Annotated in this window: 15 protein-coding genes; 13 read left to right on the forward strand and 2 right to left on the reverse strand. The window is 55.7% G+C overall.

What is annotated here, in order from left to right; translation table 11 throughout:
• Positions 1-267: 267 nt before the first annotated feature.
• Complete coding sequence (locus ACTHO6_RS00205; RefSeq protein ID WP_440238131.1) at positions 268-1,236, forward strand: GDP-mannose 4,6-dehydratase; 969 nt, start codon at positions 268-270, stop codon at positions 1,234-1,236.
• 171 nt (positions 1,237-1,407) lie between these two features.
• Here the strand turns inward: ACTHO6_RS00205 and ACTHO6_RS00210 are convergent, their stop codons facing one another.
• A complete protein-coding gene (locus tag ACTHO6_RS00210; protein ID WP_440238133.1) occupies positions 1,408-2,280 on the reverse strand; it encodes a LysR family transcriptional regulator in 873 nt (290 codons plus the stop codon).
• Between the two features lie 130 nt (positions 2,281-2,410).
• Here ACTHO6_RS00210 and ACTHO6_RS00215 point away from each other — a divergent pair, with 130 nt between their 5' ends.
• From ACTHO6_RS00215 to ACTHO6_RS00225, 3 genes are all read left to right on the forward strand, one after another.
• Positions 2,411-3,307: a PhzF family phenazine biosynthesis protein gene (locus tag ACTHO6_RS00215; protein ID WP_440238135.1), complete on the forward strand. Its 897-nt coding sequence runs from the start codon at positions 2,411-2,413 to the stop codon at positions 3,305-3,307.
• Between the two features lie 248 nt (positions 3,308-3,555).
• Positions 3,556-3,792 (forward strand): hypothetical protein, encoded by a 237-nt coding sequence (locus tag ACTHO6_RS00220; RefSeq protein ID WP_440238137.1) that lies wholly within the window; start codon positions 3,556-3,558, stop codon positions 3,790-3,792.
• Positions 3,793-4,049: 257 nt separating this feature from the next.
• Entirely contained in the window at positions 4,050-4,424 is a 375-nt protein-coding gene (locus ACTHO6_RS00225; RefSeq protein WP_440238139.1) for a hypothetical protein, read from the forward strand.
• Between the two features lie 5 nt (positions 4,425-4,429).
• Here the strand turns inward: ACTHO6_RS00225 and ACTHO6_RS00230 are convergent, their stop codons facing one another.
• Positions 4,430-5,497 (reverse strand): superoxide dismutase, encoded by a 1,068-nt coding sequence (locus ACTHO6_RS00230; protein ID WP_440238141.1) that lies wholly within the window; start codon positions 5,495-5,497, stop codon positions 4,430-4,432.
• A gap of 169 nt (positions 5,498-5,666) precedes the next feature.
• On the opposite strand from ACTHO6_RS00230, the gene racE reads away from it, so the two are divergent.
• From racE to lonB, 9 genes are all read left to right on the forward strand, one after another.
• Positions 5,667-6,479: a glutamate racemase gene (racE, locus tag ACTHO6_RS00235; protein ID WP_440238143.1), complete on the forward strand. Its 813-nt coding sequence runs from the start codon at positions 5,667-5,669 to the stop codon at positions 6,477-6,479.
• A gap of 103 nt (positions 6,480-6,582) precedes the next feature.
• Positions 6,583-7,635 (forward strand): GerMN domain-containing protein, encoded by a 1,053-nt coding sequence (locus ACTHO6_RS00240; protein ID WP_440238145.1) that lies wholly within the window; start codon positions 6,583-6,585, stop codon positions 7,633-7,635.
• Positions 7,636-7,809: 174 nt separating this feature from the next.
• Positions 7,810-8,571 carry a ribonuclease PH gene (rph, locus tag ACTHO6_RS00245; protein WP_440238147.1) on the forward strand — a complete coding sequence of 254 codons (762 nt, stop codon included), beginning with the start codon at positions 7,810-7,812 and terminating at the stop codon, positions 8,569-8,571.
• Positions 8,564-9,157 carry an XTP/dITP diphosphatase gene (locus tag ACTHO6_RS00250; protein ID WP_440238149.1) on the forward strand — a complete coding sequence of 198 codons (594 nt, stop codon included), beginning with the start codon at positions 8,564-8,566 and terminating at the stop codon, positions 9,155-9,157. Before rph ends, ACTHO6_RS00250 begins: the two co-directional genes overlap by 8 nt.
• A 46-nt stretch (positions 9,158-9,203) precedes the next feature.
• Positions 9,204-9,728 (forward strand): metallophosphoesterase family protein, encoded by a 525-nt coding sequence (locus ACTHO6_RS00255; RefSeq protein WP_440238151.1) that lies wholly within the window; start codon positions 9,204-9,206, stop codon positions 9,726-9,728.
• A gap of 155 nt (positions 9,729-9,883) precedes the next feature.
• A complete protein-coding gene (gene tig, locus ACTHO6_RS00260; RefSeq protein ID WP_440238153.1) occupies positions 9,884-11,176 on the forward strand; it encodes a trigger factor in 1,293 nt (430 codons plus the stop codon).
• A gap of 170 nt (positions 11,177-11,346) precedes the next feature.
• Positions 11,347-11,928 carry an ATP-dependent Clp endopeptidase proteolytic subunit ClpP gene (gene clpP, locus ACTHO6_RS00265; protein ID WP_440238155.1) on the forward strand — a complete coding sequence of 194 codons (582 nt, stop codon included), beginning with the start codon at positions 11,347-11,349 and terminating at the stop codon, positions 11,926-11,928.
• Between the two features lie 20 nt (positions 11,929-11,948).
• Complete coding sequence (gene clpX / locus ACTHO6_RS00270; RefSeq protein ID WP_440238157.1) at positions 11,949-13,214, forward strand: ATP-dependent protease ATP-binding subunit ClpX; 1,266 nt, start codon at positions 11,949-11,951, stop codon at positions 13,212-13,214.
• 206 nt (positions 13,215-13,420) lie between these two features.
• On the forward strand, positions 13,421-15,118 hold the full coding sequence (gene lonB / locus ACTHO6_RS00275) for an ATP-dependent protease LonB (RefSeq protein WP_440238159.1): 1,698 nt from the start codon (positions 13,421-13,423) through the stop codon (positions 15,116-15,118).
• Positions 15,119-15,266 lie beyond the last annotated feature (148 nt).

Consider the following 15,266-nt stretch of genomic DNA (forward strand, 5'->3'; position numbering starts at 1 on the left):
TGCTGGTCGATGCTTTAAGATATTCCCGGAGGGGAGGGGAGTGAAGGCTCCGGGGAAAATTGCTTTTGGCTGCGGCCGGCAGGGGCTTGCCCGAAGCTGGTCATGGGAAGAGGCGCAAAACATTTGCCGGTCGGATTGCATATACATAATACAGTGCGAAATAGCCGTGCTGGACAGCACAGGAGCCAGCAAGGCCGACGCCGTGCGCTTTTCGATGGCGGGAGGGCAGTCGGCTCGCTGCTAGGGCAACGAGGGGAGATGTGGCTGATGAAAACCGCTTTCCTTACAGGAGTCACCGGGCAGGATGGCGCGTATTTGGCAAAATTTTTGCTGGAGAAAGGCTATCGCGTGGTCGGACTGGTGCCGCGTCGCAGCACCGTGGACCGTTGGCGGCTGGAGTATTTGGGGATCGCCGACGAGGTGGAGTACAAGGACGGCGACATTTTGGACCTGGCGTCTCTGACGAGGGCGCTCAAGACGGCGAAGCCCGATGAAGTCTATCACTTGGCGGCGCAAAGCTTTGTCGGCTCCTCGTGGGAGCAGCCGATTTTGACGGCGCAGTCGACCGGGATGGGGGTTTTGCACGTCCTGGAGGCGATTCGCGAGACGAATCCGGCGATCAAGATGTACCAGGCCTCCTCCAGCGAGCTGTACGGGCTGATTCAGGAGCCGCAGCAATCCGAGCAAACGCCTTTTTATCCGCGCAGTCCGTACGCCGTATCCAAGCTGTTCGGGTACTGGATGACGAAAAATTATCGCGAAAGCTTCCACATGTACTGCTGCAACGGCATTTTGTTCAACCATGAGTCCCCTTTGCGCGGGCTTGAATTTGTCACCCGAAAAGTGACGCACGCTGTCGCCCGCATTGCCGCGAACAAGCAAAAGGAGCTGCGGCTGGGCAATATCCAGGCGAAGCGCGACTGGGGGTTCGCAGGCGACTTCGTAGAGGCGATGTGGCTCATGCTGCAACAGGAAAAGCCGGACGACTACGTCATTGCGACCGGAAAAACGTCAACGGTCGAGGACATGTGCAAAATCGCCTTTGACTACGTAGGCCTGAACTATCAGGATTATTTGGTGATCGATCCGGACCTGTACCGCCCGGCAGAAGTCGATGTCCTGTTGGGCAATCCGGCAAAAGCGAAGCGGGAGCTGGGCTGGGCCCCGAAGACAAAGCTGACCGAGCTGATTCACATGATGGTCGAGGCCGATCTGCAGCGCGTGGCAAAAGCGTAGCGAGGCGAATTATCGCACGCGACTTAGGTGTCGTGGCGCCCAATTGCGCAGATGGGCGACATGGACGCGGGCATGCTCGCGAAAGACAGAACAATAGACGTGCAAGTAAGCGCAGGAAAGCTGCTGACCGCGCTCCCGGGTCAGCGGCTTTCCTGCGTTTTGTCATCATACTTACGATGGGGCAGAAAAGCGCTGGGCCAGCCGGATCAAAGCGTGAACGGCTGGCGAGGCGTCACGCAAGGAGCGCGCCGCCAGCCCGATTCGCCGGGTCAAGGACGGCGATAGCTCGCGGGCGACGACGGACGGAAGCCGGTCGGGCAGTGTCAGAGCGGGCACGACCGTCACTCCTACGCCGGCTTCGACCATGGCGAGAATGGTAGCGTTGTCCGCCACCTCATAGACGACATGGGGCGCCAGATTAGCAGCGGCAAAGGCCGAGCCGATCAGAGCTTCGCAGCCCGCCATCGGCATGATGAACGGTTCCGCTGCCAGTTGGGACAGCCCAAGCTCCTTCGCTGCCGCAAGCGGATGCCCGGCTGGCAGGACGGCGAGCAAAGGGTCCTGCAAAAGCAAAACGCCTTCCCACTCATCATCTGGCCAGGGGAGAAAGCCAACGTCTACGACGCCCGTCCGCAGCCACTCCTTGATCTCCGGATAGCTGCCCTCAAATAGTCGCGTGTCCAGCTCGGGATAGGAGCCGTGCAGCGCCTTCAACAGCCGGGGCAACAACTGGGTGGAGACGCTGGGAAACGCTCCCATGCGAATCGTTCCGGAAAGAGGAGCGCCGCTCGCTGCTGCTGCCACTCGCTTCATCTGGCTGACCTGGTCCAGAATAATCCGGGCAGAGGCGGCGATTTGCTCGCCGGTGGCTGTCAGTCTGACTCCTCCGCGTTCGCGGATGAACAGGGAGATGCCGAGTTCTTTTTCCAGCGAACGGATGGTGTGGCTGACTCCCGGCTGGCTCAAGCCGATTTGCTCCCCGGCGCGGGTGAAGTTGCCCGTGTTCATGACCGCAATCAATACTTCCATTTGAAACAGCGTCATCGGAGCCGTCATCCTTCCATGCGGTTTTTATCATGTCTGGCATGCCAAAGCTTCATTTTACAAGTCGGTCTTTCCCCCCTAAGATGAGAAGCAAGCACAGCGATTACTGGTGAAAAGGGAGAGGAAGCGAATGAAAACCATACGTGTCTACCATGTGGACGCATTTACCCATGAACCGTTTGCGGGAAACCCGGCAGGGGTGATTCCGGATGCAGGTACTTTGACTGTATCGCATATGCAGAAAATTGCCAATGAGTTGAATCTTCCTGAGTCGGCCTTTTTATTGCCGTCCGAACACCCGGAGGCAGATTTTCGCATCCGCTATTTTTCACCAACAGTCGAAATCAACTTTTGCGGCCATGCCACAGTGGCTTCCTCTTGGGTACTCGCAACCGAGCTAGGCTGGCTTGCCACAAGCAATCGCATCGTCTTTGAAACCAATGTAGGGTTGATTCCAGTCGAGCTGGAAACGGTAGAAGGCCAACTGCAACGGGTGCAGATGACGCAAATCAAGCCGTCGGTCAAAGAAATCGCGCTGGACCGCGAAGCCGTAGCGCGAATGGTCGGCATCTCTCCTGACGATCTGGATGAGCGCTATCCAATAAAGCTCGCATCGACAGGCGGCGTGCATCTGCTCGTTCCCGTCCGCACCCGCGCGGCGATCGACCAGGCCGAGCCTGCGTACGCCGAATTGGGCAGCATGAACAAACAGCACGGAATCACCACGACGCATCTGTTCACAACGGATGCGTCCAGCGGCTTCGATTTGTACACCCGCGACTTCGCTCCGGCAATCGGCATTATGGAAGACCCGGTGACAGGAGCCGCGAACGGCGCGTTGGCAGGCTATCTCGCGTTGGAAAAGCTGCTTCCTGCCGGGAAGCAGCATCAGTTAGTGATCGGCCAAGGGCACGCCATCGACCGTCCGGGGACGTTGTACGTGACGGTCGACATGACTGGGCAGGACCCGATTGTTCGGGTGGCCGGCGCGGCGCATGTGACGATTGCGGGGCAGCTGCGGGTGTAGGGGAAATAGGGGAAAGGCGAATAGATAGAGGAAAGAAAAGACGTTCCTGGGACAGGGCGTCTTTTTTGTTGAGAGGGATGGTGGGGGGAGATAAGAGGCTATCAAGCTGTTTTCTGTAAAAAAATAGAGGATGGCACTATGGAAGGGGTTGTTGAGTTATTTAAGAAGTAAAGGGGATTTATAGTCATTTTGTCTTTTGAATATTCTTCCATATTCGTTATAATGCTACTGGAGGAGGGATAAACATAATGCGTTGGCTATCATTATTGTCTCATTTTCTTGGTATTTATGTTGCTTACAGAGGTTTTGCGCTATTTACAGAGGAGGTAACAGGAACGGGAATTGCAGTTTCAGAATTTGGATTCCTGATAACTCCTCCCTACTTCGATGCGATAGGAATTACGCTAATGCTCGCAGGTATTCTATTCATGATTCTACCTTTTGTCATACGAGCTGCGAATCGATTGGGACGTGTTGAATCTTGATCGCTAGTACCGCCCGAACCGAGTAATCCAACTACCACAGCTACTAGAAAACCTACCTTCCCCCTGATTCCGACATCTTTTTCGAACCAATAGAATCAAGGACGTAAATCGAAGCCAACTCTCATGAAACGTTCCTTGCCCCACAAATATAAAGCTGTACAAGCTCCTTAAAGAAAAACGTTAGCACCAAGATCACGAACTCAAGGGACCACAAGAAAGCCAAGCAGAAACAGTTCCCGGACCAGGCTGTAAAATCGGTGAAACCGCTAGAAACCGTGCCCCGCGACCTGTTCGATTTCCGCGGGGCGCTCAGTACGGGCAACGCAGGCCCCAATACGGAGGGCCTTTTTTCTATCGTTATCGTACGCGTACGCAAATCCCAAGGCAGATCCGAAGTGGCTCCATCTATCCGCGCTCCCATGGAAGCAGAAGCCAGGTACAAAAAAATAGCGGACGGGTCTGCTTGGACAACCGCCACGCGCTATGTGACCGCCGACTTGATAAACGGGAGTCGTCGCCAAAAACACCCCACACAAACGGATGACACCGCCAAGCCGCTGAACAATCCGGTGAAACCGAGTCCCCCTTTCACCCCGATGCTGGGGGAGAACAGGGGGCTTTTGGCGCAATAAACCGCTCAAAACGGTTCCCAGCGCAGCTTCCGAGCCTGCTGGAAGCGCTCCTGCACGTAGGACCAATGGACGATGTTCCACCAGTTTTCCACGTAGTGGTCCCGCTTGTTTTGATACTTGAGAAAATAGGCGTGCTCCCAGACGTCCAGGACGAGCAGCGGAACCGTATCCCATTGCGCCAGGTTTTGATGCTTTTCGGCTGTCAAAATTTCCAGATGATGGGCGCGCGGCGACCAGACGAGAATCGCCCAGCCGGGGCCTTCCACTTTTCCCGCTGCTTGGGAAAACTGCTGTCGGAATGCGTCAAAAGACCCGAAGTACCGCTCAATCGCTTCCGCCAGCTCGCCTGTTGGCGCACCGCCTCCCTGCGGGCTCATGGACGGCCAGAAAAGGGTATGCAAATAATGGCCAGCCCCGTTAAAAGCCAGCTCGCGCTCCCAGTGGCGGATCAACTCGTAGTTGCCGCTTTGGCGGGCTTCGACCAGTTTTTTCTCTGCCGTATTCAGGTCATCTACGTACTTTTGATGCAGCTTCTCGTGATGAATCCGCATCGTCTGCTCGTCGATATACGGCTCCAGCGCGTTGGGCGCATAGGGCAGCGGGGGGAGCGTATGACGGCCAGGGGGAACGGGACGCGCGACGCGAACCGGCTCGCGTGCGGTTTCACGCACGGGCTGATACAGAGCGGCAGGAGGAAGGGCGGCCTGGTTCATCTGGGCGGGTGTTGCTTCGTGTGCCTCCGTGGCTCCCTGCGCCGCTTCTCTTTCCCCAGGCTCCTCGTGGGCGGCGATCGGCTCTTCGAAGCGCTCATCCTCCGTCAGTTGGGCCAGTCGCAAAAAATGGTGGAATTGCTCCTGCACCTGCTCCGCCTGCGCGATGAGTGCCGGAAGGATCTCTTTCGCTTCTGCCTTGCCCATCCGTGTAGCCTGCCTTCCTATTTTGGTAAATGATTCCTCAAATTTGTGCAGATGCCGCTCCAGCTCCCGGTTCAGTGTTTTTTGTTTTCGCAACTGATCGATCCATTGGCAGCCCCACTGACTCCAATCCAGCAATTGCTTGGCTTTCTCTTCCAAAAAAATCCCTCCTCACTTGGGCGCATCTCATCCTCAGATTATGAGCGCAGCCCAGAGAAGGTGCGACTTTCGCGGAGTACAAGAAAATTAAACTCCGCATATGGTAGTAGCACACATGTTTGAGTGGTATGCTGTACTATATTCATTACAACAGGGGAGACACATTTGCATGAGTAGAGATGGAGCGATTGCCGTCATTGATTCAGGAGTGGGAGGATTGACCGTAGCCAAAGAAATCATGCGTCAGCTACCCGACGAAACAATCATCTACGTAGGAGACAACGCGCGGTGCCCGTACGGCTCCAAGTCCCCGGAAGAGATTCGGACATACAGCTTTCAAATGATTGATTACGTCATGAATACGCCGCTCAAGGCGCTGGTGATTGCCTGCAATACAGCAACAGCGGTCGTTCTGGAGGAAGCAATGGCGTATTTGCCGCTGCCGGTAATCGGGGTGATTGAGCCGGGGGCGCGCGCGGCCGTTTCGGTGACGCAAAATGGACGGGTCGGCGTGATCGGGACAGAGATGACGATTCGCACGAAAGCGTACGAGCGTGCCCTCTTGCGTGCCGAGCCGGATTTATATGTGGTGGGAAAGGCTTGTCCGGCGTTTGTGCCGCTGGTAGAGAATCATCTGGCAAACTCGGACCAGGCACGAATGATTGTGGAAGAAGCGCTGGCCCCGTTGCTAGCCGAAGACCTGGACACCTTGATTCTCGGCTGTACCCACTATCCGCTCTTGGCGCCAGTCATCCAGGAGGTTATGGGGGACCGCGTCCGGTTAATCAGCTCTGCCGAGGAAACGGCGCGTGAACTGTCCGCACAGATTGCGCCGCTGACGGATCACGGACAGCAGGAGCCGCCCCGGCATCTGTTTGTCACGAGCGGAGACGCTGCGCGCTTCCGGACGATTGCCGAAGAGTGGCTTGCGCGCAAGGTGAACGTCCTGCATCACTCCCTGGAAACATCGATACAGTCGTAAAAGCGCGGCCGGCTGTCCTTTTTGCCAGACAAACATTCCACGCATAAACCCAAGCCCTGCTCGTATACATGGTAGTACAAAGTGTCTGGAGGAGGCTGGGGAAATGAAGATGGGACACATAGGCAAAATGACGGCCGTTCTGGGGGTAAGTGCCGTGCTTTTGTCGGGCTGCGGTCTGTTTGGCCCGGAGACGGAAACGAGCAGCATCGATGCACCGCCACAGTCACAGGTTTCAGCCGATCAGCCAAACGGCACCGTGTCACCGGATGTCGCCGTGCAAGGCAGCGAGCAAGCGGTCCAACAGACAAGCGAAAAGACCGTCTATCTGCTCGACGCAAACGGCTACGTCGTACCGGTGTCGCTGACGCTTCCGAAGTCGGAAGGTCCTGCCAAGCAAGTGTTGAGCTACATGGTCAAGGGCGGGCCTGTTGAGAGCATGCTGCAGGGAGGCTTTTCCGCTGTGCTACCGGCAGGGACGGAAGTGAAAGGGTTGGTTATCAAAGACGGCGTGGCGACGGTGGACTTTTCCAAAGAGTTCAAAACGTATGAGGAAAAAGACGAGAAAAAAATTCTCGACGCTGTGACACGGGCGCTGACCGAGTTTTCCAACGTGAAGACGGTGCAAATTTGGGTGAACGGAACCCCGCTAACCGAGATGCCGGCCGCCAGCACGCCGATCACGCAGCTGGACCGCAACCACGGCATCAATCTGGAGCTGGCGGACGGAGCGATACCGGGCAATACGTCAGCGGTTACGGTGTATTTCCAGGGACAGCTCGATGACCAGCGCACGTACTACGTTCCGGTCACCCGTCTCGTTCCGGAAACGGCGGACATCGCCAAGGCGACCGTGGAGGAGCTCATCAAAGGGCCGAAGCAAGGCTCGCAGCTGTTCAGCTCCCTGCTGCGGACGACCCGCGTGCTGGACGTGAAACAGGAGAACGATCTGATTACGGTCAATCTGAGCAGTGACATTCTCAAGTACGATGACGGCAAGGAAGCAAGCCCGGACGCGCTGCAATCCCTCGTCCTCTCCTTGACGGATTCGACAGGAGCCAAGCAGGTGCAGCTTCTCGTCGAAGGCAAGCCGCTTGCCAACGGCGAATTTACGAAGCCGGTGAGCCGTCCGCTACAGGTCAACCCGCTCGCGTTTTAATCAAGCCAAGCCTGTCTACCCACGCCCGGATGTTGCGCGCGTGGTTTTTCTTTTCGTCATGCGAATATTTGCAATTGGTGTAAATAAGAGAGAGTCGTTTGGGCAGTAGCAGATCGTTTCCTGCCTCTGGTATAATGAGCGGAGTGTAACAAAGCGATTTAGGAGGAACTTGGAATGAGAGTGGATGGCCGTGCCCATGACCAGTTGCGCCCGGTAACAATTACGCGCAATTACATTAAACATGCAGAAGGATCGTGCCTGATCGAAATTGGAGACACCAAGGTAATCTGTACGGCAACTCTGGAGGATCGGGTACCGCCTTTCATGCGTGGCGGCGGGAAGGGCTGGATCACAGCCGAGTATTCCATGCTTCCCCGCGCGACAGCGACCCGCAACGCGCGCGAGTCTTCCAAAGGAAAAGTCGGAGGACGCACAATGGAAATCCAACGCCTGATCGGACGCGCGCTGCGTTCGGTGGTGCATCTGGAGGCGATGGGAGAACGCACAATCTGGCTGGATTGCGACGTGATCCAGGCGGATGGCGGTACGCGTACGGCCTCCATTACAGGAGCGTACGTGGCGATGGTGGACGCCATGCAAAAGCTCGTGGAGAGCGGCGTCTGGAAGCAACTGCCGCTGAACGATTTTCTGGCGGCGACATCCGTAGGGGTGATCGGTGAAGAGACCGTACTCGATTTGAACTACCAGGAAGACTCGACAGCGACCGTTGACATGAACGTCGTCATGACGGGCAAAGGCAAGTTCGTCGAGCTGCAGGGCACCGGCGAGGACGCGCCGTTTTCTCCGGAGCAACTCCAGGAGATGATCGCACTCGCGAAAATCGGGATCGGCAATCTGATTCAAAGCCAAAAGCAGGCGCTCTCGGATGTTCCCCTGACGTTTGCCGAAAACGTAGCGGAGGAAAGTCATGTCTGATCGAAAAAAAGTCGTTTTGGCGACACGCAACCAAGGAAAAGTCAAAGAGTTTAACCGACTGTTTGCCGATTACGGCTGGGAAGGCATCAGCCTCGCGCAGTACGAGGGCGTGCCGGAAGTGGTGGAGGACGGGGACACGTTTGAAGCCAACGCGCTGAAAAAGGCAATCGAAATCTCTACATACTTGCAGCTGCCGGCTCTTGGCGACGACTCCGGACTGGAGGTAGATGCGCTGGACGGACGCCCGGGCGTCTACTCCGCCCGATACGCCGGGGAGGAAGCGACGGACGAAGAGAACTGGCGCAAGCTGCTAAACGAGCTGGCTGACGTGCCGATGGAGCAGCGCACGGCGCGTTTTCGCTGCACGCTGGCGTTCGTTGTTCCTGGCGAGGAGCCGATTCTCGCGACGGGTGCCTGTGAAGGGCTGATCGCACGCGAGCCGAAGGGAACGAACGGCTTCGGCTACGATCCCGTCTTCTACATTCCCGAGCTGGATAAAAGGATGGCGGAGCTTTTGCCGGAGGAAAAGAACCGGATCAGCCACCGGGCCAAAGCGATGCAGAAGCTGCTGGAGGCCCTGAAATAGCGGGGCGAACAGCCCGACAGAAGAGAACACGGGAGAGTGAGGCGCGATGGGCATTCTCGTCGTAAGCGACAGCCACGGTCTTGTCCGAGAAGTAGCGCAGGTGGCAGGCAGGCATGCTGTCGACAACATTTTGCACTGCGGCGATTTTTGCGTCGATCACAGGCGCGAGCCGTTTTCCCGGATGACGCTGGTGAGAGGAAACTGCGATGCTCCTTCTGAGGTTCCCGTCGAGCAGCAGACCAACTGGCGGGATCTTCACATCCTGCAAACGCACGGGCACCTCTACGGGGTCAAAAGCTCGCTTCTTCGCCTGCATTACCGGGCAGAGGAGGTCGGAGCGAACGTGGTTGTCTTCGGTCACTCGCACGTCCCTGTCTGCGGCGTGGAGCGGGACATCCTGTTTGTGAATCCGGGGAGCCTGCAACTGCCGAGAGGCTTTGACGTGCCGACCTATGCGATCATCGAGGAGACGGGCGTCACGCCAACAACGGTTCAGGTGGCCGTCACCTTTTACGACTGCCAGGGCAACCTGGTGCGAGAATTGGGCGGAAGTTATTCGATTCGACGCTGAATGCCGATGCGAGTGCGAGTGGCTTCTTGTCAAATCAACAATTTATGCTATACTAGAATGGTTATAATGGCTAGAATATTATCATCCGAGCCTGCGAAGATACCATGGCGCGGCTGGCGATGTTCTGTTGATTCGATTTAGGAGGGGAAGTTTACGTGGCAGCAAAATGGGAAAAGGTAGAGAATAACCAGGGAGTCCTGACGGTTGAAGTAGATGCTTCGCAAGTAGACGCAGCATTGGATCAGGCGTTTAAAAAAGTGGTGCAAAAGGTTCAAGTTCCAGGATTCCGCAAAGGAAAAGTACCTCGCAAATTGTTCGAATCCCGTTTTGGTGTAGAATCTCTGTACCAAGACGCGCTCGATATTCTGCTTCCAACCGCTTACGGACAAGCTGTTCGTGAAACGGGCATCGAGCCGGTAGATCGTCCAGAGGTGGACGTAGAGCAAATGGAAAAAGGGAAAAACCTGATCTTCAAAGCGACTGTAACCGTGAAGCCTGAAGTGAAGCTCGGCGACTACAAAGGTCTGGCGATCGAACACAAAGACTTCACCGTGACAGACGAGAGCGTGGAAGCTGAACTGAAGCGCATGCAAGAGCGTCATGCTGAACTGGTTGCCGTTGAAGAAGGCACGGCTCAAGAAGGCGACATCGCCGTCATTGACTTCGAAGGTTTCCAAGACGGTGTCGCCTTCGAAGGCGGAAAAGCAGAAGACTACTCTCTGGAACTGGGTTCCGGTACATTCATCGCTGGTTTCGAAGAGCAACTCGTAGGTCTTGCGATCGGCGAAGAAAAAGAAATCAAGGTAACCTTCCCGGAAGAGTACCATTCTCCTAACCTCGCCGGAAAAGAAGCGGTATTCAAAGTGAAATTGAACAGCCTGAAGCGTAAAAACCTGCCGGCTTTGGACGACGAGTTCGCCAAAGACGTGAGCGAGTTCGACACGCTGGAGGAACTGAAAGCGGACACCAAGAAAAAACTCGAAGAAAAAGCTGCACAAGAAAAAGAACAGTATGTTCGTGAACAACTGGTTCTGAAAGCAGCGGAAAACGCGGAAATCGATCTGCCAGCCGTGATGGTTGAGCATGAGTTGGACCAAATGGTGAACGAGTTCGGCCAACGTCTCCAATACCAAGGCATGACACTGGAGCTGTACTACCAGTTCTCCGGTATGGATGAAAGCCAGCTGCGTGACCAACTGCGTGCAGATGCGACCTCCCGCGTGCGCACATCCTTGACACTGGAAGCAATCGGCAAAGCGGAAAACATCGAAGCGACAGAAGAAGATGTAAACGAAGAGCTGAACAAGCTGGCTGGCGTATACGGCCGTCCTGCTGACGAGCTGCGCAAAATCTTCACGGCCCAAGACAACATGTTGGCTCTGTACCGCGATGTGCAAATTCGCAAAACGGTTGATTTCCTGGTTGCACAAAGCAAAGTAAGCGCATAAGCTTAGGAAGAACGCATGATTGGCCAGTGGTCTGGCTCTCTTGGACACTGGCTGTACCAACTACAAGGCACGATGCACTCGTGCCTTGTTTTTCCACCATCGACTTTTTGGTAAAATCCTTCTCAATCGAAAGGGGAATCCCTTTTACCGCAAAGGAGGAAAGATACATAATGCTAATTCCTATGGTCATTGAGCAAACGAGCAGAGGCGAGCGCTCCTACGATATTTACTCGCGCCTCCTGAAAGACCGGATTATTCTGTTGGGCACCGAGATTGACGACGAAGTAGCCAACCTGGTGGTGGCCCAGCTGCTCTTTTTGCAGGCGGAAGATCCGGAAAAAGACATTTCGCTATACATAAACTCTCCAGGCGGTTCTGTCACGGCAGGCATGGCTATCTATGACACCATGCAGTACATCAAGCCGGATGTGTCCACGATTTGCGTGGGCATGGCTGCCAGCATGGGCGCATTCCTTCTCGCTGCTGGCGCCAAAGGCAAGCGGTTTGCTTTGCCAAACAGCGAAGTGATGATTCATCAGCCACTCGGCGGCGTGCGTGGACAGGCAGAGGACATCCGCATTCATGCGGAATGGATTTTGAAAACGAAGCGCCAGCTGAACCAGATTTTGTCCGAGCGTACAGGTCAACCTTATGAGCGGGTCGAGCTGGATACGGATCGCGACAACTTCATGAGTGCAGAAGAAGCCAAGGCCTATGGATTGATTGACCAGATTATCGAACGCAAAAACTGACCCGTTGTGAGGTGAAGCGCATGTTTAAGTTTAACGACGACAAAGGCCAACTGAAGTGCTCCTTCTGCGGCAAGTCCCAGGAACAGGTGCGCAAGCTGGTAGCCGGTCCTGGTGTCTACATTTGTGACGAGTGTATCGAACTGTGCAACGAGATTGTGCAGGAAGAGCTGGGCACGGAAGAAGAAATCGACATGAAAGAAATTCCGAAGCCTGTGGAGATCCGCAAAATCCTGGACGACTATGTCATCGGTCAGGATCTGGCGAAAAAATCGCTGTCGGTAGCGGTGTACAACCACTACAAACGGATTAACTCCGGGGCGAAGATCGAGGATGTGGAACTGCAAAAATCCAACATCCTGCTGATCGGTCCGACAGGTAGCGGGAAAACGTTGCTCGCCCAAACGCTGGCGCGTATCTTGAACGTGCCGTTTGCGATTGCGGATGCCACCTCTCTGACCGAGGCCGGCTATGTGGGCGAAGACGTGGAAAACATTTTGCTCAAGCTGATTCAGGCTGCTGACTACGATGTGGAAAAGGCGGAAAAAGGCATTATCTACATCGATGAAATCGATAAAGTTGCGCGTAAGTCGGAAAATCCTTCGATTACACGCGATGTTTCCGGGGAAGGCGTGCAGCAGGCGCTCCTGAAAATTTTGGAGGGCACGGTTGCCAGCGTTCCGCCTCAAGGTGGACGCAAGCATCCGCACCAGGAATTCATCCAGATCGACACCTCGAACATTCTGTTCATTTGTGGCGGTGCTTTCGATGGCGTAGAGCAAATCATCAAGCGCCGTCTGGGGAAAAAGGTAATCGGCTTTGGCGCTGATTTTGCCGATGGGGTCAAAGGCGATCTGAAACCAGGCGAGTACCTCAAGTACATCCTGCCGGAAGACCTGCTGAAATTCGGTCTGATTCCGGAGTTTGTCGGCCGTCTGCCTGTTCTAGCTACCTTGGAGCCGCTGGACGAGGAGACGCTCGTGCGCATCTTGACCGAACCGAAAAACTCGCTGGTGAAGCAGTATCAAAAGCTGCTTAGCCTGGACGGCGTCGAGCTGGAATTCGATGAGGGCGCTCTCCTGCAAATTGCCAAAGAGGCGATCAAGCGCAATACGGGAGCGCGCGGTCTGCGTGCCATCATCGAGCAAATCATGCTCGACATGATGTATGAGCTGCCTTCCCGCGAGGACGTGACCAAATGCGTCATCACGGAAGAGACCGTACGCGACAAAGTGAAGCCGCGCCTGATGACCAAAGAAGGCCGCGAGCTGCACGGCGAAACAGCATAAGCTTTGTTGGACCCAACCATCCCGTTTGCACGGGGTGGTTTTTGGTTTTTTCGCGAAAGGATGTCTTTTTCCTTCCATATTCATCCAGTTTGCTTGCGGATTGATGGTTTACGCATACGCTTGCGGGGCAATACTACTTGATATCGTTGAAGAGCGCTTTTGCATATGCGTAAAAAAGCTGCAAGGACGCATGGGAGGGACTGCATATGGACTATACCACGTTGGTCATTGCTGTCATTGAAGTGGTGGTTGGGATTGTGATCGGCACCTACTTCTGGAATTTGCTGCGAGCGCAGAGAAACACGAAGACTTCCACGGAAAAAGAATCGCGAAAAGATCTGGATTCGATTCGCAGAATGAGAATGATCGCCTTGACAGAACCGCTGTCGGAAAAAACGCGTCCCGCGACCCTGGAGGAAATCGTGGGGCAGGAGGATGGGCTGCGGGCGCTGCGTGCCGCGCTGTGCGGACCGAACCCGCAACACGTCATCATCTACGGGCCGCCGGGAGTGGGCAAGACCGCTGCTGCCAGGGTCGTGCTGGAAGAAGCGAAGAAAAATCAGCTGTCGCCGTTTACGGCTGACGCCAAATTTGTGGAGATTGACGCCACGATTGCCCGGTTTGACGAGCGGGGGATCGCGGACCCGTTGATTGGCTCTGTTCACGATCCGATCTATCAAGGGGCGGGCTCGCTCGGTCAGGCGGGCATTCCCCAGCCGAAGCCGGGTGCGGTCACCAAAGCGCACGGCGGGATGCTTTTTCTCGATGAAATCGGGGAGCTTCACCCTGTGCAAATGAACAAGCTGCTAAAAGTTCTGGAAGACCGGAAAGTCATGCTGGAGAGCGCCTATTACAGCGAGGAAAACAATCAGATTCCGTCGCATATTCACGATGTGTTCAAATACGGGCTGCCTGCCGATTTTCGTCTGGTCGGCGCGACGACAAGGCTGCCTGAAGAGCTTCCTGCCGCCCTGCGCTCTCGTTGTCTGGAGATTTTCTTCCGGCCGTTGAAAGGCGGGGAAATCGGCAGCATCGTGCGCACAGCCGTTCCCAAGATGCAGATGACCATCGAGGACAGTGCAGTGGCAGTCATCGAGCGTTACGCCACCAACGGTCGGGAGGCGATCAACACGTTGCAGATCGCAGCGGGAATTGCGCTCACCGAGGAGCGCCGTACGATCATGGCGCAGGATGTAGAGTGGGTGGTGCACAGCAGCCAGAAATCGCCGCGTCCTGAAAAACAGGTACACGATACGCCGCAGGTCGGGCTGGTGAATGGACTTGCGGTCTACGGGCCGAATATGGGCAGCGTCATGGAGCTGGAAGTGACGGCAACGCCTGCCGCTGTGCCCGGCCAGGGCAGAATGACGATGACGGGCATGGCAGAAGAAGAGGAGATGGGCAGCCGCAGCCGCACGATTCGCCGCAAGTCGATGGCCAGAGGCTCGATCGAAAACGTCCTGACCGTGTTGAACCGGATGGGAGTTCGCCCGTACGACTACGATCTCCATGTGAACTTCCCGGGCGGGGTTCCTGTCGATGGACCTTCGGCGGGGATCGCGATTGCGACTGCGATCTACTCGGCGATCATGGAAGTGCCGGTAGACAATTTGCTCGCCATGACGGGCGAAGTGAGCATTCATGGCAAAGTGAAGCCGGTAGGGGGCGTCGTCGCCAAAGTCGAGGCGGCCCGGCAGGCAGGGGCGACGCGCGTGCTGATTCCCGAGGAAAACTGGCAGAGCATTTTCGCCGATATGAGGGGAATCGAGGTCATTCCTGTTTCGACCGTCTCGCAAGTCTTAGAACTGGCTGTGCCGAAGGTCGCCGTGCAGGAGGAGGAAGCGCCAGGGTTCACCCTGCAGATTCCAGCGGAGGATCTCGCCTCCTCGCCGATGACCCTTTAACAGTCGCAAGCGCCCGCGGATTAGACATCGGATGGTGTTTGCGCTACAATGGTAAAAAGCTTCTGCTTGCAAAGAGCCCGGGGCCCTACCCGGCCTGTAACGGGCTCCCCGAATTGGTGGGGATGGACGCGTCGGACCGAGTGTCTTT

Source organism: Brevibacillus sp. SAFN-007a (genome assembly GCF_051967035.1).
Taxonomy (GTDB): Bacteria; Bacillota; Bacilli; order Brevibacillales; family Brevibacillaceae; genus Brevibacillus.

Excerpts from the sequence above, each read along its gene's own strand:
- ACTHO6_RS00205 (WP_440238131.1), top strand. The coding sequence starts at position 268 with ATGAAAACCGCTTTCCTTACAGGAGTCACCGGGCAGGATGGCGCGTAT.
- ACTHO6_RS00210 (WP_440238133.1), bottom strand. The coding sequence starts at position 2,280 with ATGACGCTGTTTCAAATGGAAGTATTGATTGCGGTCATGAACACGGGC.
- ACTHO6_RS00215 (WP_440238135.1), top strand. The coding sequence starts at position 2,411 with ATGAAAACCATACGTGTCTACCATGTGGACGCATTTACCCATGAACCG.
- ACTHO6_RS00220 (WP_440238137.1), top strand. The coding sequence starts at position 3,556 with ATGCGTTGGCTATCATTATTGTCTCATTTTCTTGGTATTTATGTTGCT.
- racE (WP_440238143.1), top strand. The coding sequence starts at position 5,667 with ATGAGTAGAGATGGAGCGATTGCCGTCATTGATTCAGGAGTGGGAGGA.
- ACTHO6_RS00240 (WP_440238145.1), top strand. The coding sequence starts at position 6,583 with ATGAAGATGGGACACATAGGCAAAATGACGGCCGTTCTGGGGGTAAGT.
- rph (WP_440238147.1), top strand. The coding sequence starts at position 7,810 with ATGAGAGTGGATGGCCGTGCCCATGACCAGTTGCGCCCGGTAACAATT.
- ACTHO6_RS00250 (WP_440238149.1), top strand. The coding sequence starts at position 8,564 with ATGTCTGATCGAAAAAAAGTCGTTTTGGCGACACGCAACCAAGGAAAA.
- ACTHO6_RS00255 (WP_440238151.1), top strand. The coding sequence starts at position 9,204 with ATGGGCATTCTCGTCGTAAGCGACAGCCACGGTCTTGTCCGAGAAGTA.
- clpP (WP_440238155.1), top strand. The coding sequence starts at position 11,347 with ATGCTAATTCCTATGGTCATTGAGCAAACGAGCAGAGGCGAGCGCTCC.
- clpX (WP_440238157.1), top strand. The coding sequence starts at position 11,949 with ATGTTTAAGTTTAACGACGACAAAGGCCAACTGAAGTGCTCCTTCTGC.
- lonB (WP_440238159.1), top strand. The coding sequence starts at position 13,421 with ATGGACTATACCACGTTGGTCATTGCTGTCATTGAAGTGGTGGTTGGG.